General features: G+C 55.2%; 16 protein-coding genes. 12 read left to right on the top strand and 4 right to left on the bottom strand.

Annotation, left to right across the window (positions count from 1 at the left end):
- Nucleotides 1-83: 83 nt before the first annotated feature.
- Nucleotides 84-563 carry a GAF domain-containing protein gene (locus MKX42_RS31445; protein ID WP_036700153.1) on the bottom strand — a complete coding sequence of 160 codons (480 nt, stop codon included), beginning with the start codon at nucleotides 561-563 and terminating at the stop codon, nucleotides 84-86.
- A 230-nt stretch (nucleotides 564-793) separates the two neighbouring features.
- Between MKX42_RS31445 and MKX42_RS31440 the strand changes: the two genes are divergently transcribed.
- The 3 genes from MKX42_RS31440 (at nucleotide 794) to MKX42_RS31430 (ending at nucleotide 3366) form a co-directional block, all read left to right on the top strand.
- Nucleotides 794-1093, top strand: a complete 300-nt coding sequence (locus MKX42_RS31440) for a hypothetical protein (RefSeq protein WP_340757335.1) — start codon at nucleotides 794-796, stop codon at nucleotides 1091-1093.
- 179 nt (nucleotides 1094-1272) lie between these two features.
- Nucleotides 1273-1842 (top strand): GNAT family N-acetyltransferase, encoded by a 570-nt coding sequence (locus MKX42_RS31435; protein WP_340757333.1) that lies wholly within the window; start codon nucleotides 1273-1275, stop codon nucleotides 1840-1842.
- A gap of 9 nt (nucleotides 1843-1851) precedes the next feature.
- Nucleotides 1852-3366, top strand: coding sequence for an MDR family MFS transporter (locus tag MKX42_RS31430; protein WP_340757331.1), 1515 nt, complete (start codon nucleotides 1852-1854; stop codon nucleotides 3364-3366).
- Nucleotides 3367-4031: 665 nt separating this feature from the next.
- On the opposite strand, the gene MKX42_RS31425 is transcribed toward MKX42_RS31430, so the two are convergent.
- Nucleotides 4032-4499, bottom strand: coding sequence for a MarR family winged helix-turn-helix transcriptional regulator (locus MKX42_RS31425; protein WP_340757330.1), 468 nt, complete (start codon nucleotides 4497-4499; stop codon nucleotides 4032-4034).
- A gap of 335 nt (nucleotides 4500-4834) precedes the next feature.
- Between MKX42_RS31425 and MKX42_RS31420 the strand changes: the two genes are divergently transcribed.
- Nucleotides 4835-5626: an ABC transporter ATP-binding protein gene (locus MKX42_RS31420; protein WP_340757328.1), complete on the top strand. Its 792-nt coding sequence runs from the start codon at nucleotides 4835-4837 to the stop codon at nucleotides 5624-5626.
- The gene (locus MKX42_RS31415) at nucleotides 5605-6873 is read left to right on the top strand and encodes an ABC transporter permease (protein ID WP_340757326.1); all 1269 of its coding nucleotides are present in this window, start codon (nucleotides 5605-5607) and stop codon (nucleotides 6871-6873) included. The genes MKX42_RS31420 and MKX42_RS31415 overlap by 22 nt, the downstream gene beginning before the upstream one ends.
- Before the next feature lie 81 nt (nucleotides 6874-6954).
- Here MKX42_RS31415 and MKX42_RS31410 read toward each other — a convergent pair whose 3' ends face one another.
- Nucleotides 6955-8214: a BaiN/RdsA family NAD(P)/FAD-dependent oxidoreductase gene (locus MKX42_RS31410; RefSeq protein WP_340757324.1), complete on the bottom strand. Its 1260-nt coding sequence runs from the start codon at nucleotides 8212-8214 to the stop codon at nucleotides 6955-6957.
- A gap of 338 nt (nucleotides 8215-8552) precedes the next feature.
- On the opposite strand from MKX42_RS31410, the gene MKX42_RS31405 reads away from it, so the two are divergent.
- The 3 genes from MKX42_RS31405 (at nucleotide 8553) to nadE (ending at nucleotide 11657) form a co-directional block, all read left to right on the top strand.
- Nucleotides 8553-10097, top strand: a complete 1545-nt coding sequence (locus tag MKX42_RS31405) for an ATP-binding protein (RefSeq protein WP_340757323.1) — start codon at nucleotides 8553-8555, stop codon at nucleotides 10095-10097.
- Between the two features lie 169 nt (nucleotides 10098-10266).
- A complete protein-coding gene (locus MKX42_RS31400; RefSeq protein ID WP_036722287.1) occupies nucleotides 10267-10701 on the top strand; it encodes a BrxA/BrxB family bacilliredoxin in 435 nt (144 codons plus the stop codon).
- A 146-nt stretch (nucleotides 10702-10847) separates the two neighbouring features.
- On the top strand, nucleotides 10848-11657 hold the full coding sequence (gene nadE / locus MKX42_RS31395) for an ammonia-dependent NAD(+) synthetase (RefSeq protein ID WP_340757321.1): 810 nt from the start codon (nucleotides 10848-10850) through the stop codon (nucleotides 11655-11657).
- Nucleotides 11658-11732: 75 nt separating this feature from the next.
- Here the strand turns inward: nadE and MKX42_RS31390 are convergent, their stop codons facing one another.
- On the bottom strand, nucleotides 11733-12551 hold the full coding sequence (locus MKX42_RS31390; protein WP_340757319.1) for an alpha/beta hydrolase family protein: 819 nt from the start codon (nucleotides 12549-12551) through the stop codon (nucleotides 11733-11735).
- 281 nt (nucleotides 12552-12832) lie between these two features.
- Between MKX42_RS31390 and acpS the strand changes: the two genes are divergently transcribed.
- The 4 genes from acpS (at nucleotide 12833) to MKX42_RS31370 (ending at nucleotide 18482) form a co-directional block, all read left to right on the top strand.
- Nucleotides 12833-13237, top strand: a complete 405-nt coding sequence (gene acpS, locus MKX42_RS31385; protein WP_340757317.1) for a holo-ACP synthase — start codon at nucleotides 12833-12835, stop codon at nucleotides 13235-13237.
- A gap of 31 nt (nucleotides 13238-13268) precedes the next feature.
- Complete coding sequence (gene mutY, locus MKX42_RS31380) at nucleotides 13269-14615, top strand: A/G-specific adenine glycosylase (RefSeq protein ID WP_340757315.1); 1347 nt, start codon at nucleotides 13269-13271, stop codon at nucleotides 14613-14615.
- Between the two features lie 744 nt (nucleotides 14616-15359).
- Nucleotides 15360-16397 carry a LacI family DNA-binding transcriptional regulator gene (locus tag MKX42_RS31375; RefSeq protein ID WP_340757313.1) on the top strand — a complete coding sequence of 346 codons (1038 nt, stop codon included), beginning with the start codon at nucleotides 15360-15362 and terminating at the stop codon, nucleotides 16395-16397.
- Nucleotides 16398-17066: 669 nt separating this feature from the next.
- The gene (locus MKX42_RS31370; RefSeq protein WP_340757311.1) at nucleotides 17067-18482 is read left to right on the top strand and encodes an extracellular solute-binding protein; all 1416 of its coding nucleotides are present in this window, start codon (nucleotides 17067-17069) and stop codon (nucleotides 18480-18482) included.
- Nucleotides 18483-18612 lie beyond the last annotated feature (130 nt).

Here is an 18612-nt window from a genome sequence, read left to right as displayed (position 1 = left end):
GAGTCATCATCAAAGCTAAGCTCCACTTTGTGGGGGTATTTTGCGGTTCAGGCCTTATTTACTGCTGATGAGGAAGGATACCCTTACAGCACCTCGGATACCATAGCTGCGAACCGTTCGAGGAAGCGGCGCTCCTCGTCGTCGAAGCGGTGCTTAAGCGGGCTGTCGATATCCAGTACGCCATAGAGGGTGTCCCCTTTGACCAGCGGAACAACTATTTCGCTGTTAGAGGCAGCATCGCAGGCAATATGCCCCGGGAAGGCATGGACATCGCCGACCACTAACGTGCGGCGTTCAGCGGCTGCGGTTCCGCAGACGCCGCGGCCCAGCGGAATCCGGATGCAGGCCGGAAGCCCCTGGAAGGGTCCGAGCACCAGCTCTTTGCCGTCAAACAAGTAGAAACCGGTCCAGTTGGTGTCCGGCAGAGAGAGCTTTAACAGCGCCGAAGCGTTGGCCAAGTTGGCAATGGCGTTCGGTTCACCCTCCATCAGTGCCCCGAGCTGGCTGAGAACGGCTTCGAACCGTTCGCTGCGAGTGCCATCATAAGGCATGGCTTGAAACATGAAGCATCACCTTCCTGTACCTTGAGTCAGTATGAGTCCCATAACTGTTAACTATCAAGATAGTACAGGGAAGCGTGATACGTCAAGTACAATCAAGGATTAACAGGTTTTTCCGCTTAGTGGAAGAAGAGGAAGAAGAAAGAATTGCTGAAGTGCGGATGTTTCCGGGAACTCAGGGCAGGGTAATGCTTTTATAAATACAGCAGGCTAGTAGCCAGAAGGAGTGAAACATGCGCGCTGACGTACAGAACTTGTTTATTGGAATCCATATGCTATATTGTGCACATGAGAAGGATCTGACACTAACGGAAATGCTGCCGGAGCTGGAGAAGCTGGGGTACCGGGTGGCGGAGCGCGAAGTGAAACAGGAGCTGGAACGGCTGACCCAGGAGAATTTCCTCACCGCCCATGGCGACGCTTATAGTGTCACGGGAACGGGAATCGAAGAATTCAAAGCCATTCAGGCCAAGCTTGGTGTACTGTGCACCGAGGTGCTTAAGCCGGTTAAGACAGCGGGTGCGTCAGGTTAAGTCTGAATGCTGCCGCACGGAATGGAACATAACATTAGGTATAAGGTACAGCGTCTGACCGTGTGGCGGCAAGCCATAGGGACAGACGCTGTTTGTGATGGGTAAGCGGAAGTGACAGGTAAACGCGCCGCCCGGGCAGAATAAGATGTATACTGGTAGGGTTGAAAGGGGACGGGAACATGTATGTGTGCGGAGGGGTTATCCCGGAATTAAGCGGACGGAGGGTGCATCTGCGGGCGATGCTGCCTGCGGACGCGCAGGCGCTGTTCGGGATTTGGAGCCATCCGGCGGTAGCGCCCTGGCTGGATGGCCCGCCTCTGTCCTCTGTGGAGGATGCGGAAGCACTGATTGCCCTGCTCGCGGAGTGGGCCGTGGAGGAAGAGAGCCTGCGCTGGAGCCTCCTGGGCCCGGAAGGCTGTGTCATCGGCAGCTGTGGCTATAACCACTGGCAGCTTCAAGGCGCCTACCGGGGAGAGATCGGCTTTGAGCTGTCATCGGCAGCCATGCGCCAAGGGTACATGCGGGAAGCGCTGGAGCTGGTGCTGGCGTTCGGCTTCCACAGTATGGGGCTGAACCGGATGGAAGCCCTGTGCCACCCGGACAACCTTCGCGCAGAGAGGCTGCTTACGGGACTTGGCTTCCGGCAGGAAGGGCTGCTGCGGCAATACCGGCATACGGCGTCCGGCTATCAGGATGTAGTGATGTATTCCCTGCTGCAAGGAGATACGGGCGCAGGAGAGAGAACATAGAGAGAAGGTATGGATTCATTGAGTTCACTGGGGGACAAGCAGCGGAAGTTAATATTGACAGGCGTACTGCTGGCTACATTTCTGGCAGCAATTGAAGGGACGGTAACGGGTCCGGCGGGTCCGGCTATCGTAGGGGATTTTCAGGGGATGCAGTGGCTGAGCTGGATCTTTACAGCTTATCTGCTGGCGATGGCAGTGACCACGCCGATTTTTGGCAAGCTGAGTGATCTGATCGGGAGGAAGCCCGTATTCATAGGCGGCGCTGTAGTCTTCCTGGCAGGCTCGCTGTTATGCGGAGTCTCGCAGAGTATGCAGCAGCTGATTATTTACCGGGGCATTCAGGGGATTGGTGCCGGGGCGCTGATTCCGATGACTTTTACCATTATCGGAGATATCTACAGCCTGAAGGAACGGGCGAAGACGCAGGGGCTGCTTAGCTCGGTGTGGGGGATTTCTTCGCTGGTCGGGCCGCTGCTTGGCGGTTATGTGGTCGATTATTTAAGCTGGCGCTGGGTATTCGTGTTCAATTTGCCCTTCGGCCTGCTGTCGATTATCTTCATCTCACGGTACCTGAAGGAAGAGAAGGTCCGCCGCAAGACGAAGATCGATGTAGCCGGAGTGTTGTTATTCGCTGCGGGGATGGGGGCGCTGCTGTTTGGTCTGACGACAGGGGGGCAGAGTCTGCCTTGGACTTCTCCGCTGCTCCTGGCTATTCTCCTCGCGGCTGTCCTGCTGCTGGTGGTGTTCCTGTTCGTGGAGCGCCGGGCCGCCGAGCCAATGCTGCCGCTGGAGCTGTTCTCCATCCGTAATATTGCAGTCTCTACAGGTGCGAATCTGCTGGTCAGTACGCTCATTATCGGGCTGTCTACGTATGTTCCGCTGTGGGTACAGGGTGTATTCGGCAAAAGCGCCGCCCTCTCAGGCCTGCTCCTGGCGCCGATGTCGGTCGGCTGGATGCTGGGCTCTATTGCGGGCGGGCGGATGATTCTGCGCGCAGGCACGCGCCGCACGGGAATGCTGGGCCTGTCGCTGATTGTTATCGCGGCTGTGGGACTAACGCTGATGAATGCAGATTCCTCCCAGCTGCTGCTTCTGGTACTGATGCTGTGCTGCGGGGTGGGCTTCGGCTATGCCTCGACCGTCTTCACCATTATCGCCCAGTCCTCGGTGCAGCATGAGCAGCGAGGTGCGTCTACTGCACTGAACACCTTCACCCGCTCACTCGGGCAGACCGTCGGGGTGGCGATCTTCGGCTCGTGGCTGAACTTCAGTATTGACCGGAAGCTGGCGGAACAGCCTGGAGCCGCCGCCTCGGGAGCAGATATTAACCAGCTGCTTAACCCGCATAGCGGAAGCGTGCTGCCTAAGGAAGCCTGGAGCAGTCTGCAAGGTGCGCTGGAGGGCGGTCTGCACTCCCTGTTCATCTTAATGGCGGTGTTCGCTGTGATCTCCCTGGTGATCTCGGTGCGTCTTGACCAAGGGGTGCCTTCCATACAGGAAGCAAGCACACCGTCGAAGCGTTAAGCTTGAAGTCTTAGCACGGATTGTCTTAATTATGAGCTTTATCGGGTGAGGGCTTGAACATACAAAGAAATCGCTCCTTTGGGGATGGATGGGAGACCTTCCATTTACCCAAAGGAGCGATTTTTTTGTGTTTGTTTAGGAAATTATGATTTTCTTCTATTGTGGATTATAGAGAAATCTTGCAAGAAGTGCAAAAATATTGCCCCATAGGAGCGGTCTATGCTGAAATCCTGCAGGAAATGCAACAAAATTAGCGCTAACTTGCTCTAAACAACGAAATTTGTGTAAATAATGCAACATTGTGCTTCAATCAGTAACATTTATAAAGGAATCCTGCAAGATGCTGCTCCTTACAAGCAATATAAGAATTTATATGTTCGTATCCCGCTTAAACAGCGGAGAGGACGGAACGAATGTGGAAAAGCGGTAGCGTTCGCCTTAGTCTCCGGATTTTCACCGCAAAAGGGGAATGAAAAAAATTCTTACGATCACAGCGACCCAAGCATCGGTCCGTTCACGCAGCGTCCATCCGAGTGCTTACGTTAATCCTGCTCAAAACAAAGGGCTGTTCCAAGCAGCCAGTTCATGCTTTTTGGAACAACCCATACTCTGATAACTGACTGAGTTAGTGATTAGATTCACAACCACTGATTCCTCAACTACCCTTATTTGCGCGGGAGCGGGGAGAGCTTCTCGGCCTGCAGGCCCATCTTCTTCAGCAGTACAATCATCTGTTCCTTCTCTTCGTCGCTGAGTCCGCTGAAGGCCAGATGCAGGCGCTCCGAGTACTTCGGATACATCTCGTTCATCAGACGTTCGCCCTCTGTAGTCAGCTCGGCAAAAATAACGCGGCGGTCACTAGGGCAAGGCTTGCGCTGCAGGTAGCCGCGTTCTTCCAGCTTATCGATCACATAAGTAACGTTGCCGCTCTGAAGCAGCAGCTTGGCACCGATCTGCTGGATCGGCTGCGATCCTTTGTAATAGAGAACCTCCATGACTGCGAAGGCGGTCGGGTTGAAGCCTTCGATCTTGCTGCCGGTTACAGCATGCTCGTTAATGCTCTTGAAGGACTTGGCAAAAACTCTGTACAAATGCAGGGTCAACTGAGTATCGCGTTCATAGGATTGTATCATGCTTCTCCACCTCTATTGTTAATCGTACGGGGTTATCCGCACGGTTTGGAATACTTGCTTCCTGATATCTAGTTTTACAATACGTCAAACAAAGATTGAAGAACATGTCATTTGTCACAATAAGCACACTTTTAATAATGAAAAATTGAACAATCTTTTGAAGGTGCATAAAAAATGTAGGCCTGCACGAAATTTGAAGTCAGTCACTGGTTATCCGTATAATGAAGGCTACAGACCGCGGGACGGGTGAAGGGTGAAAATTATTGCAGCAAAGGCTCGTCTATGGTGCTATGATCGCATTATATTCAATGATGATGCAGGGGATGGAGATAGATATGGAAGAGACAGAAGGCTCAGAGGAACAGAAGGCTCCGAAGGAGAAGGAGAACCTGATCAACAAGTATTACGACGATGATGAGGACGAAGAGGATACCGTACTTGATGTGGTGATTGAGGAAGCGGGCTATGAGGCAGGAGATATCCGCATCTCAGGAATCTCCTTCCAGGTGAGAAAGGGCGAGCTGCTGGGACTGATCGGACCGAACGGGGCCGGCAAAAGCACTACAATCAAGACACTGCTTGGTCTGCTGAAGCATGCCAAGGCCCGGGTGAAGCTGGGCGGCGAGAACCAGTCCTACGCCTACGTACCGGAGCAGCCGGTATTCTACGAGGACCTTACGCTGTGGGAGCATCTTGATCTGGCTGCCGCTGCCTATGGCTTAAGCTATGAAGCCTTCGAGTCCACGGCGGAACAGCTGCTGATACAGTTCAGCATGACCCATGTGCGGGATGATCTGCCGGCGGGCTTCTCCAAGGGGATGAAGCAGAAGATGATGCTGATGCTCGGTTTCCTGGTACAACCGGATGTCTATATAGTGGATGAGCCGTTCATCGGGCTTGATCCCAGGGCCACCAAGGATTTCCTGCGCCTGCTGGAGGCGGAACGGGAACGCGGCGCAGGGGTGCTGATGTCCACGCATGTTCTGGATACAGCGGAGAAAATCTGCGACAGCTTCATTCTGATCTCCGGAGGCAAAATTGCCGCCGAGGGGACACTTGCGGCGATACGCGGGGAAGCGGGGCTGCCGGAGGGATCGCTGTTTGATTGCTTCGACGAATTAACATGAGCCGGAATTCATTTGCGTTCCCGGCTGCAAGGAATCTCTTAAGACGAAGACTGTTCTCCCATTTCCGGGAGCAGACTGCTATTATCCGTACGGCTGTAGACTGGACAGTCCTGCTGTATATCCTTATCCCGGGGGGCCTCCTCGGCGGCCGCTTCTATTATGGCTACTGGAACGGTGATCTTCCGGGCTGGTTCAGCCATGTACCCTTTGTGGTCGTGCCTTCGCTGCTGGCCATTCTGCTGGCTACGGGAGGTATCGTGCTGCTGCTCCAGGAAGGTGATCTGCTGTTCCTGCGGCAGCGGCAGAACTGGATCAGCACGATCCTCAAGGGCGGGATGGTCTATAGCCTAGCGGTAACTGCGCTGAAGATGGCGGTGGTGTACGTCATTCTGCTGCCGTTTCTGATCCGCGGCTATGATCTGAGCGCGGCAAGCGCCTATGGCCTGCTGGCGCTGACAATAACCTGCAGCTGGGCCGTTAAGCTGCTGGGTCATATCGTCAAGGTGCAGCGGCAGGGCTTCCGCCGCCGGCTGTGGCTGATCGTGGCGGTGGCCGTACCCTGCGGGATCTACCTGCGTCTCGCGCTCTTCTGGAAGGACAGCCCGGCCCTTCTGTTCCTGGCGGCAGCCGCTTATGCGGTGGTGACCGTCCTGGCCTTCAGAGCCCGCCTGCGTCTGCGCGGCACGTTCATGAATGATGTGCGCGAAGACTACAAGCAGCGGATGAGAATTGCAGCGATTCTGCTGCGCCGTGTGCTGGATAAGCCGCGGCCGACACGCTATAAGCCCTGGATCTTCCGCAAGTCACAGCCGCTGCTGGCTTCGAAGCTGCCCGAGAGCCGCTTCGCCGCCGCAGGGATGAAGGCGCTGCTGCGCAATCCGGCCCACCTCAAGCTGTATTTGCAGTTCACCGGGGTGTCGCTGATAGCAATCTTTATTGTACCGGTAGTGCTGAAGTGGCTGCTGTATATTGTCTTGACTAGTATGATGGCGTACTGGCTGACCTCCTTCTGGAATCTGTTCTCCGGGGATGATTATATCGGCATTCTGCCGTTCACCAAGGTGCAGAAGGCGGACGCCGGTTCCAAGGCGATGCCTATTCTGCTGATGCCCTTCGCCGTTCTGTGCTCCGCAGTGCTCTGCATGCCAGCCTATGGCTGGTGGGGCTTGCTGATCTTTATCCCTGTCGGGGCTGCCGCCGGAATCTGGATCGGCCGCATCTTCAGTGTCATAAGGTTTGCAAGATAACGGGAAAGAGCCTTCCTCCACATTCGGGGGAAGGCTCTTTGCGGTTCTGGCTGTTCTAACTATAGGCGCTGCTTATCCGCCTTACTGCTCCGCCGCATGCTTACCGGCAGTATAGCCGGTGGAGAAGGCGGCGGTAATATTATAGCCGCCGGTATACCCGTGAATATCGAGAATCTCACCGCAGAAATAGAGGCCTGCGGTCAGCTTGGACTGCATGGTCTTGGGGTCGATCTCCTTGAGCGCAACTCCCCCGCCGGTCACAAAGGCTTCCGCCAGCGAACGTGTCCCATGAACCTGAACGGGCATCCGCTTCACCAGGGCAGCGAGCGCCCCAAGGCCAAGCTTGGGCAGATGATGGCCTGTAATCTCCCCGTCCAGCCCGCCCTTCGCCAGCAGCAGCGGGATCAGGCGCTCGGGCAGCAGGCCCTTCAGCGAGTTGCGGATAGCCTTCTTCGGCTCCAGATCGAGCTTATTCTGGAGCATAGACTCCGCCTCCTGAAGGGACAGGTCCGGGAACAAGTCGATGGACATCTCCACGGTATCGGTTCCCGACTTCTGCTGAACCTGGCGGAGGAACTGGCTGCAGCGCAGCGCAATCGGGCCGGATAAGCCGAAATGGGTGAAGATCATATCACCCCTGTGAGAGATCACTTTCTTGCCCCTCTGATTCCAGACGCTCAGCATAACATCGCGGAGGGACAAGCCCTGCAGCTCCCCGGATTTGATCCACGCCTCCCGGGAGAGAATGGGGACCTCGGTCGGAAACAGCTCCGTGATCGTATGTCCGGCAGCGGCAGCCCAAGGGTATCCGTCGCCGGTAGAGCCGGTCTGCGGCACAGATTTACCCCCGGTGGCGATGATGACAGCCTTCGCGCCGAACGCTTGGCCTGACTCCAGGCGGATGCCCCGGACGGCTCCTTCATCGTACAGAACCTCCCGTACCGGGCTGTCCGTCATGATCTGCACACCAAGGCTCCGCACTTTGCCTATCAGAGCGGATACTACGCTTGCGGCCTTGTCCGATACTGGGAACATCCTTCCGTTATCCTCCTCCTTCAAGGCAATGCCCAGCCCCTCAAAGAAATCTATAATATCCCGGTTGTTGAAATGATCAAACGAGCTGTATAAAAAACGGCCGTTGCCCGGAATATGGGCGATCAGCTCCGAGGTCTCCTTTATATTGGTAACATTGCAGCGCCCGCCGCCCGAGATTCCCAGCTTGCGGCCCAGCTTCGCCCCTTTGTCGATCAGAAGTACGGACGCCCCGTGTCCGGCTGCGGCTACGCTGGCCATCAGCCCGGACGGGCCGCCTCCAATGACGATTACATCATAGTTACTCATTCATTTGCTCCTTTTGCTTATTGCGACACTCTATTAACGGCATCATACCATTCCGGGCGGAGTGTAGCCAGATCCAGAGTGTCGAAACCTGATTATCGTTGTCAGGAATGCGGGGTTATGCTTTAATCTAAGGGGAAAAGGAATTTTAACCAATTTGAGGAGTGATTGCAATTATTTATGCGGTAAAGGATATTTTATTGCAAATATCGGCTGCCTGCATTTTTCTGTTTCTCTTTCAGTGGAGGCTGGACCGAGGCGATCCCTTACGCCGGAGCATCAGGTTTCCCGATGATCAGACCTTTCTGATGATTTGCTGCGCGCTGGGCATTACGTTGTGCATGGCACTATCATCTACGATGTTCGGGGTGGTCTATTTGAACCTGGCGATTCTCCCAGCATATATAGGAGTTTTATATGGTAATCTGCGCTCCAGCATCTATCTGGCGCTGTATTTCTTCTTCTGTACTGCATTGTTCTCGGTGCCCTCAGGTCTGGAGCATCTCTTCCTGAATACAGGGGTCCTGCTGTATCCGCTGCTCTTCGGTATGTCCGGGATGTTCAAGAAATCTGCGATACCCGGCAAAATCTTCATCCTGTGGGGCGCACTTTTCCCGAGCATGTTATTCATAGTCATTGTACCGAATATACAGGGCAGGAACGTCATGGATATACCTCCTAGCGAAGCGGCTCTCGCCGGACTATACGGATTAACGGCCCTCATTCTGGGTGCCTTGTTCATCACCTATATCGATAAGGCGTGGGACAAGCTGCAGGTCAGGGTCCAAATGCAGGGAATCTCCGAGAAATTCCAGTGGGAATCGGAGAAGCTGCAGCAGATTACTAATGTGGTTCCGCTGAATATTATGGAGTTCGATGACAACGGGTATGTGACAAAGGTGAATGAATATATGCTGAGCCTGATGCAGCGTCATTGCCCCCTGTTAACCAGAGAGTTTATTTTGTCCAGGTCGGCTAGTGATATCTTCGGCCAAAGCATGGATCAGGCTACCCTGGACCGGTTACAGGCGGTTCTGCGGAGCAGACAGCGCTCCAATACCAAGATCAGGGTCGATTCGATGACCTATCATATTTTTACCGCGCCGCTCCAGCATGAATCGGGGCTGCCGGGCGGCATCGTCATGATTATTCAGGATTTGACGGAAGAGGAGAAAATGCGCAGTGAGCTTGACAATGTCGAGCGCCTGTCGCTGGTCGGACAGATGGCTGCGGGCATTACGCATGAGATCCGCAACCCGATGGCGGTAGTTCGGGGCTTCCTGCAGTTGATGCGGGAGAAAAGCCCGGAGGATCTCCACTCCTATTATCATATTGTCATGGAGGAGCTGGACCGGGCCAACAGCATCATCAATGACTTTCTGTCGCTGGCACAGACCCGTGTATCGGACAAGGAGCCGGCCGGGCTCCAGCACATTCTGGAGGAGCTTACGCCGCTGATCTGGGCGGATGCCAATCTCCGCGGCCAGAGTGTGGAGCTGAAAATCAGCCCGACGATGCCGCTGCTGCAGCTGAATGTCCGGGAGATCAAGCAGCTGATTCTGAATCTGGCCCGCAACGCCATGGAGGCGATGGAGGCCAAGGGCGTACTGACGCTGGCTGCCTGTGAGCATGAGGATACCGTGCTGCTGATTATTACGGATACCGGAGAAGGCATGCCCCAGAGCCAGCTGAATCAATTGTTCACTCCGTTCTTCACCACCAAGAGCCAGGGGACAGGTCTTGGCCTGCCGCTCTGTCTCAGTATTGCGGAGCGGCATAACGGAACGATCCGGGTGGAATCGGAGGTAGGGTCCGGGACCTCGGTCATCGTTACTTTTCCGGTGGAGTCCAGAGAGGGAGCGGTCCAGAGCCCTGTATATATGTAGCGGATTTCACGGGGACGGCACCGTTTCGGGGCTTGCAGCGGCAGGCTGCGTCTCTTGCTTTCGCAGAGTATGTATGTATAATAAAGTTAGCAAGTAGTGCTGGAACGCGGTAACGTTATCCGGGTTCTGACCTTATCTCAATTCAAGTGATGAAGGAGAGTGCAGAGAAATGTCCATGTCTTTTAATCAATATATGAGAGATTCTATCCAACCTATGCGCGACGATCTGACAAGCATCGGATTTCAGGAGCTATTGACCCCGGAGGATGTGGAAGCAGCCCTTCCGGCAGCCAAGGGAACTTCGCTGGTTGTTGTGAACTCCGTATGCGGCTGTGCCGCCGGACAGTGCCGCCCAGGGGTAGCCCAGGCGCTGCAGAACGAGATTCTGCCGGATCACCTGTTCACCGTATTTGCCGGTCAGGAGAAGGAAGCTACCGCCAAGGCGCGTGAATTTTTCGCACCGTATCCGCCATCGTCCCCTTCCATCGCGCTGATGAAGGACGGCGAGCTGGTTCACTTCATCGAACGTCACGGTGTGGAAGACCGTTCGGCCGCCGAGATTGCTGCGGAGCTGAAGGAAGTTTTTGACCGCGTGTGCCAGTAATAATGTCCTGCAGCCTGAGGGCAGCAGCATGAATAAGTAATGATCCCGCATCAGCCAGCCGTCAGCCGGGGGCTTGGCTCATGCGGGATTTTTTTCTACTTGTGTTTAGGGAAAGGGATTACAATTCTAAGAAACGGGGTGGTCCTGTGAGTCTGCAGGAAGAGATTATTGCTACGCTGGGAGTTAAGCCGGTGATTGATACGGATGCGGAGATACGTAAGCGTGTAGATTTCCTGAAAGCTTATGCGCTCCAGGCGGGGGCCAGAGGTCTGCTGATTGCGATTAGCGGAGGTGTGGACAGTGCGGTGGCTGCGGGTCTGTGCAAGCGGGCTACGGACGAGCTGACGGCGGAGGAAGGCAAAGAGTATATGACACTCGGGGTGTTCCAGCCTTACGGGGAGCAGGAGGATATTGAGCACAGCTATGCGGTGGCCCGGGCTTTTGAGCTGACCCATACGGTGGAGACCAATATCGAAGAAGCGGTGAACGAGATCGCCCTGGAGGTCGAGCATAGCCTGAAGGCCCTGGGACAGCACAAGCATATTACCCATCAGGGTAAGGGGAATGTAAAAGCGAGAACGCGGATGGTGATGCAGTATGCGCTTGCTTTTGAGAACAATCTGCTGGTGGTGGGTACCGATCATGCTTCAGAGGCCATTACCGGATTCTATACGAAGTGGGGCGATGGCGCCGTCGATATTACACCGCTGTCCTCTCTGAACAAACGTCAGGTGCGGCAGCTGGCTGCGGCGCTTGGCGTGCCGGCGGATATCGTGACCAAAGCGCCGACAGCCGGACTCTGGCCGGGCCAGACGGATGAGACTGAGCTTGGAATCACCTATGAGGAGAACAGCGATTATCTGGAGGGGAAGACTGTCAGCCCTGAAGCGGCTGAGAAGCTGGAGCGCTTCTTCCGGAGAACGGCGCATAAGCGCGATAGTATTCCGGGGATCTAGACAGGTTATGCCGGAGCCGCCGGGGCGCTGTGCTTGATGCAGACGCTCCGGCGGTTTTTTGGTAAGAGTAAGAATCTACTTCGCCAGCACTCGGTTGATGAACTCTCTGGTAGCGGATATCGCCTGTTCTAACTGGGGGGTAGTTCCGGCAAAAGGATGAACGGTGCCAAAGGTATGATTGCCGCCGGGAATCTGCACCCATTCAATATCCGGGCGCAGCCGGATCAATTGCTCGGAGCCGCGCCGCAGATGCTCGCCGTCCTCACTGCCTTGAATCAAGGCAACGGGAAAGCTGGCTTGCTTCATCCGCTCTATAATCTGGTAACGCTCCGCCTGCTGCTCCAGATCCTCTATAATAATGGCATCCAGGGGCATTTGCTGTCCGGTCCTTCCGTTGAGCACATGGGTCCGGCCCTTTTCCCGCATCTCACTCTTCTGCTGCTCTGTGAACAGATCCAGGTTAGTGATCCCGTTCCAGGAGATGACCCCGGCGATTTCTGCCGGATGATCCAGTGCGTAGAGGAGCGAGTCGCCCCCGCCGCGGCTATGCCCTAGCAGGAAGAGCGGGAGGCTGCCGAACCTGTGGTGCTGGCTCAGATAAGAGAGCAGGATCTCCATATCCTTGAGCTCACGCTGGTAGGTGTTGCGGGCGAACTTGTCCAGCTCGGTGAAATTCTGCAGATCCTCGCCGATGCCGGCATGGGAGAAGTTGAAGGTGATCACTTCATGCTGGTCGCTGAGCGCCTGCGCCGTATACGGGAACATCCCCCAATCCTTGAAGCCTTTGTAGCCGTGAGCGATGACTATCACACTGCGGGCCTCTCCCTGGGCGGGAAAATGGGAACAGCGAAGCACCGCATCTTCTCCTGCGGGTAAATCAAAATTACGGGACATAAGGTATTCTTCCTTTCCTTAATATCTTGGAACTGGCGGTTGTACTTCTTTACCAGATATACCTGATTTGTGCGTGATAGACTTTCAGTTTTTTTTCTTTTAAGATAGCAGAAAGCTGACGCTAAGACTATTATTAATAATACTTGGTCAAGAAGCTGACAGGCTTCACTGTTACATGAGATCTGTGGAGTCCTAGCAAGATCATATCATTAGACGCAGGGTAAGGATAGAAGGTAATATAAGAGGGTTAAGGAATGCAAAGCCAGGAGAGGTGTGGGAGTGTGATTTACGGAATCGGGCATGATGTGCTGGAGATCGGCAGGGTTGCCGGGATTACGGAGGGCAGCCTGGGTAGCCGCTTTTCCCGGAGAATTCTGACCCGGCAGGAGCTGGAGCTGGCCGCAGGCAAAGGCGCGAAGACAGCAGAATTCATCGCCGGGAGATTCTCGGCCAAAGAAGCGGTTGTGAAGGCGCTCGGCTGCGGAATCGGTCAGATGGTGGGTTTTCAGGACATTGAGATTCTGCCGGATGCACTGGGCAAGCCAGTAGCCATTCTGTCGGCGGAGGCCTGGTCCCGTCTGGGGCTGCCGGAGCAGGAGTGTGTCATTCATCTCACCATTACGCATAGCCGCGGGCTGGCCTCGGCCTTCGCGGTGGTGGAACGGACATCCGGTTACCGCCTGTAATTATATAATATGAACGGCAAGGAGAATAACGATGACCACAGATGAGAAGCACATAGAGATACAGCAGGAAGCCAAGTTATTCTTCAGCCGGTTCCTGCTGGAATGGTATCACCTCCAGAAGCGGGATCTGCCGTGGCGGCGCCACCGCAATCCGTATTACATCTGGATCTCAGAGATTATGCTGCAGCAGACCCGGGTAGATACGGTAATTCCTTATTTCAACCGTTTCATTGAGCAGTTCCCGACCGTAGAGGCGCTCGCTGATGCACCGGAGGAAGAGGTGCTGAAGTGCTGGGAGGGACTTGGCTATTACTCACGTGCCCGGAATCTACAGCATGCCGCGAAGCAGGTCAAGGAGCTGTACGGAGGGCAGGTACCGGATGACCGCGATGCCGTATTCGGCCTCAAGGGCGTAGGCCCGTATACAGCCGGTGCTATTCTGAGCATCGCGTTCAACCGGCCGGAGCCGGCGGTGGATGGCAATGTGATGCGCGTCTTATCCCGGTATTTCCGGATTGAGGATGACATTGCCAAAGGCCCGACCCGTGTGAAAATGGAAAAGCTCGCCGCCGAGCTCATCCCCGAAGGGGAGGCGGGCAGCTTCAATCAGGCGCTGATGGAGCTTGGCGCGCTCATCTGCACGCCGAAATCACCGCGCTGCCTTCCGTGCCCGGTGATGGAGCATTGCGCCGCGCGGCTGGCGGGCTGCGAGGCTTCGCTGCCCGTCAAGACCAAGGCGAAGCCGCCGCGTCCGGAGGAGCGGCTGGCTGCCCTGGTGGAGGGCCGCGGCGAGCACGCGGGCCGGGTACTGATCCGGCAGCGGCCGGCTAGCGGGCTTTTGGCCCGCATGTGGGAGCTGCCGCACTGGCCTGCGCCGCCTGCTGAGGCTGGCGGCGCGCGCGGTGCGCTGCTGCCCGAAGCGGCAGCGCTGGACCGGCTGCGCCGGTCCATGAGCCAGGCCGGGATTCACGCCCGGCCTGAGGAGCACTGGATGGCTGCGGAGCATACATTCAGCCATATTGTGTGGACCCTGCAGGTGTACCGCTGCAGGGAAGAGGCGGCGCTGCCGCTGGCAGCGGAGAGCCGCGCGGTGTACGGGGCGGCGCAAGCGGAGCGCGCGGATGGCGCGGATGGCGTGCTGGGGGCGGATGCTGGAGCGGCACGTGCGGAGCGCGGCGACAGCCTGCTGGCTGCGGCGCTGGGGGTACAGCCAGCGGAAGATGCACCGCTGGCGCTGTTCGACAGCGGGGATGCCGCAGCCGATGCGGCAGACAGCGGAGCACAGCGCTGGATCAGCCGCGAGGACATGAAGAATTACGCTTTTCCGAATGTGTTCCTCAAGCTGCTGAACAGCTATTTCGATGAGCAAGGGACGTAGGCTCCAAGCTGCTGCCGCGATGCTAATCCCTGCTGAGTTATACAGTCCATCAAGGGACAAGCACCACTGCTGCCGATTGCAGTGTAAAGATTAGTATGTTTGGTGCTAGACGGGGGCTCTTCTCTCGTGTTCTCACCAACGCTGCAACGGCTGTCGTCCTTCTAAAGAGAGTACCACCGCTTCCGTATGCTGTATGAGCAAATGTAGGGGCTTCGGTAGTGGACAAACTGGAATTATGTATTACCTGACCTCAACAGCCGAAAGTATAGTATATGTGCGCCACTGACCGCGCCGGAATTAGGCTGCAAAAACCCATTAAAAGTACCGGAAGTGGGCCGCCCGGTGAAATCAGAGGGATAAATCCCATTAAATGTGCCGAAAGTGAGCCGCCCGGTGAAATCAGAGGGATAAATCCCATTAAATATGCCGGAAGTGGGCCCGCCTGGTGAAATTAAAGGGATGAATCCCTTTGAATGTGCCGGAAGAGAGCGGTTAAGCGAAATGAGGAGCATAACTACCCCTGAATTAGCTAAAAGCGGGCGGCTGGGCGAAATGAGTAGCAGTTAGCAACTGGTACGAATAAAAGGCCACTAAATAACAGCCCATCTCCTCGCGTCCCTCCAACCCTAACCGCGCTCTGCCCTCTGCCACAACTCCCGCTCTACCCCAATCCCCACCCCCGCACCCATCCGCCCCGGATGTAAGTTGTCATAAGCCACGAACGCTAGACCAAGGAGGTAAAGGATGAAGACGATTACCATATATGATATCGCCAAGGAGGCCCAGGTGTCCGTAGCCACAGTCTCCCGTGTCCTCAACAATACTGCTCCGGTCAAGGAGAGCACCCGGGAGATCATCATGGCTGTAATTGAGAAGCACCAGTTTCAGCCGAACGCGCTTGCCCGCAGTCTGCTCAAGAAGGAGACTGGCACTATCGCCATGATTTTGCCTGACATCACCAACCCCTTTTTCCCGGAGGTCTTCTGGGGAGCCGAGAATGTGGCCAGAGAGAAGCATTATACGTTCTTCCTCTGCGATACGGCGGGGGAGCATAGCCGTGAGTCGGAGTACCTTAGCATTCTTCGGGAGAAAAGAGTGGATGGGATAATTTTCCTGGGCGGCAGAATTAACATGAATCATTGTCCGCCGGCGTTGTCCCAGGAGGTCGTGGAGCTGTCGAAGCATGTGCCGATCGTGCTGGTCAACGGCAATCTGCCCCGAAGCGGCCTGCACCGCATTTATACCGATGAAGAGGAAGGGGCCGCACTGGCCACCCAGCATCTGCTGGACCTGGGGCACCGGAGAATCGGGTTCCTCGGGGGGATGGAGGAGACGTCCACAACCCAAGTGAAGCTGAAGTCTGTGAGGATGAAGCTGAAAGAACAGGGGCTTACGCTGCGCAAGGATTGGGTCATGTTCCACGACTTCTCGATCGAAGGCGGGCGGGCACTGATGGACCGGATGCTGGAGCAGGAGGACCGGCCGACAGCAGTACTGTGTGTGAATGATTTTACAGCCATCGGGGCGTTGAAGTCTGCCACCCAGCATGGTCTGAAGATACCGGAGGATCTATCGATCGTCGGGTTCGATGATTCGCCCTTGTCCAGAGCGGTTATTCCGGAGCTGACCACGGTGTCGCAGAACACCAACCAGCTGGGGGAGCTGTCTGTAGAGATGCTTCATGAGCTGATCAGCGGCAGAAATCCCAAAAAACGGACGGTGCTCCAGCCCAAGCTGGTGGTACGGGACAGCACGGGCCGCCCGAGAAATCTCACAGAATAGCTCACACAATAGCTCCCAACAACACTCGCCGGAAGCTGCTTACCAGACCAGTCTGCCACGCGCGTCTTCAAGCATGTTCATCCAGGGGCGGTCAAGAACTTTCCAGGCGTATGTGGAGTGCGTCAGCACGAGGGGGCCTGTATTCTGGAAAGGTTTTGGATTGAAGCATGAAATATGTGTAAAGCAGGATTGACCAGAGGATAAACAGAAGTTATAATGAAATGGATTTCATGAAACCCATTTCATTATTTTTTTGGATTTGAGTAAGCGGTTACTCTGGCGGTACATATGGGGCAATGTGGTTTTGTGAATTTACTGATAATTTGAAAAGTACAAGAATTCGCACCCGAAACCCACCAGTCATCCGGATACTTCCCTTGGGAGAGGCACCGTTCACAGTTGCTCCTGATGCGCCCACTGAAGCGGTATCGCTCTTAACGGGACGGCAAGGGCCGTACAATAATCCTTATCCTTCTCGCGAGAACGGCACCGCCCGTATCCAAGCTCGTTTATTTCCAAGTTTCTTTTTATCATTTCCAGGCTTATCTAAAGGGCTTATATGCTGGCATACGCCACTATATAAATATGACATTGGGAAGGAGCGGTGTACGGACGCATACAGGCTTGGATTAGTTTAACATCACTGAAATTAGGGGAGCGTGGCGAACAGTGAAACAGTTGAAGAAGAAAAGCTCGGCGTGGTTCATGCTGCTGACAGCCGTAGTTACACTTGTAACCGGTTGCAGCGGAGGGAATAACGCGTCTGCACCGGCAACAACACCGGCGGCGGAGGCGACTCAGGCTCCGGCAGCCAGTGAAACGCCAGCAGCGGCAACGGAAGCGCCGAAGGAGCCGGTTGCTAATCTGAACGGGCGGGAGATCCGCATCTCTCATTGGTGGGATGCCACTCCTGTCGGGGATTCAGAGGCAGATGAGCTTGCCCGCGAGCGGATCAAAGCGGTGGAAGAGAAATACAACGTCAAGATTAAATACCTGAATACAGAGTATTGGTCCACCGCCGAGAAGCTGTCCTCTTCCGTTATGGCAAGCGATCCGTTTGCCGAGATTGTCCGGCTGCCGGATGGCTTCATCTGGGGGCTGATGCATGGCGGCTTCCTTACACCGCTTGATGATTATCTGAAGGATTCACTCATCGATCAGAGCGTGATTGATTCCATGCGCTTCGGCGGCGACAAGGTCTATGGCTTGGAGAGCTGGTACAGCCCGAACGACAGCGGCGTGTTCTACAACAAACGTATTTTCAAGGAAGCGGGCCTGAAGGACCCTCAGCAGCTGATGGATGAAGATAACTGGAACTGGAATACGATGCTTGATGCGGCGAAGAAGCTGACGATTGATAAGAACGGGGACGGGAAGATGGACCAGTACGGTCTGGCCGGAGCCCATTATGTGATCTCGGAGCTGCTGATCGCCAGCAACGGCGGCAAAATCTACGACGAAGCTACTCAGAAGGCGGTCTTTGATTCACCGGCATCAATGGAAGCGCTTAATTTCCTTCATAAGCTCTACACCCAGGATAAGGTGTTCAAGCCTAACGAGGGCAATGACTGGGAAGACCCGGCTAAGTATTTTGGAGAAGGAACTGTCGCTATGTATCCGGGCGGTCTCTGGGAAATTGAAGGGCGTATTCTCGGCAAGATGAAGGATGAATGGGGATATGTCTATATTCCAAAAGGCCCGCAGGCCGATAAGTACTACGATCCGCTGGGACAGACAGCAGCCTATGCCATTCCCAAAGGGGTCAAGGATGCGGATACCATCGTGAAGATCTGGGAGGATCTGCAGCCGTTCGACAGCTGGCAGGAGAACCGCAGATTGTCGATGGAGAATATTTTGCCGGATGAAGCCTCTATCGCCAATGCGATGAATGATGAAGGTAAAGTGGAGCGGGTCTTCGGCGGACGTTACGGCGGTCTTGGCGTCAAGGATCAGCTGGATAAGGTGACTGAGAAATTCCTGAAGGGCGAGATTACACCGTCCACCGGGGTGGCCCAAGTGATTGGAACGGCGCAGGCCGCAGCCAAAAAGGTACTGAGCGGTGAGCAGGATAAAGAGAAGAAATAGGTAACAAAACAGCTCATAACAAGCGTAATTCATGCTTGTTCTGCGCAATACCTGCTGTGTTAGTCCGCAGAATCGGCAGCCGCCCTTATAGGGCGGCATAGTCGTGTGCAGCTGTATCACTCTTAATATG

This window comes from Paenibacillus sp. FSL R7-0204 (assembly GCF_038002225.1).
GTDB lineage: Bacteria > Bacillota > Bacilli > Paenibacillales > Paenibacillaceae > Paenibacillus_AQ.
This window is presented reverse-complemented; position numbering and strand designations above follow the sequence as displayed.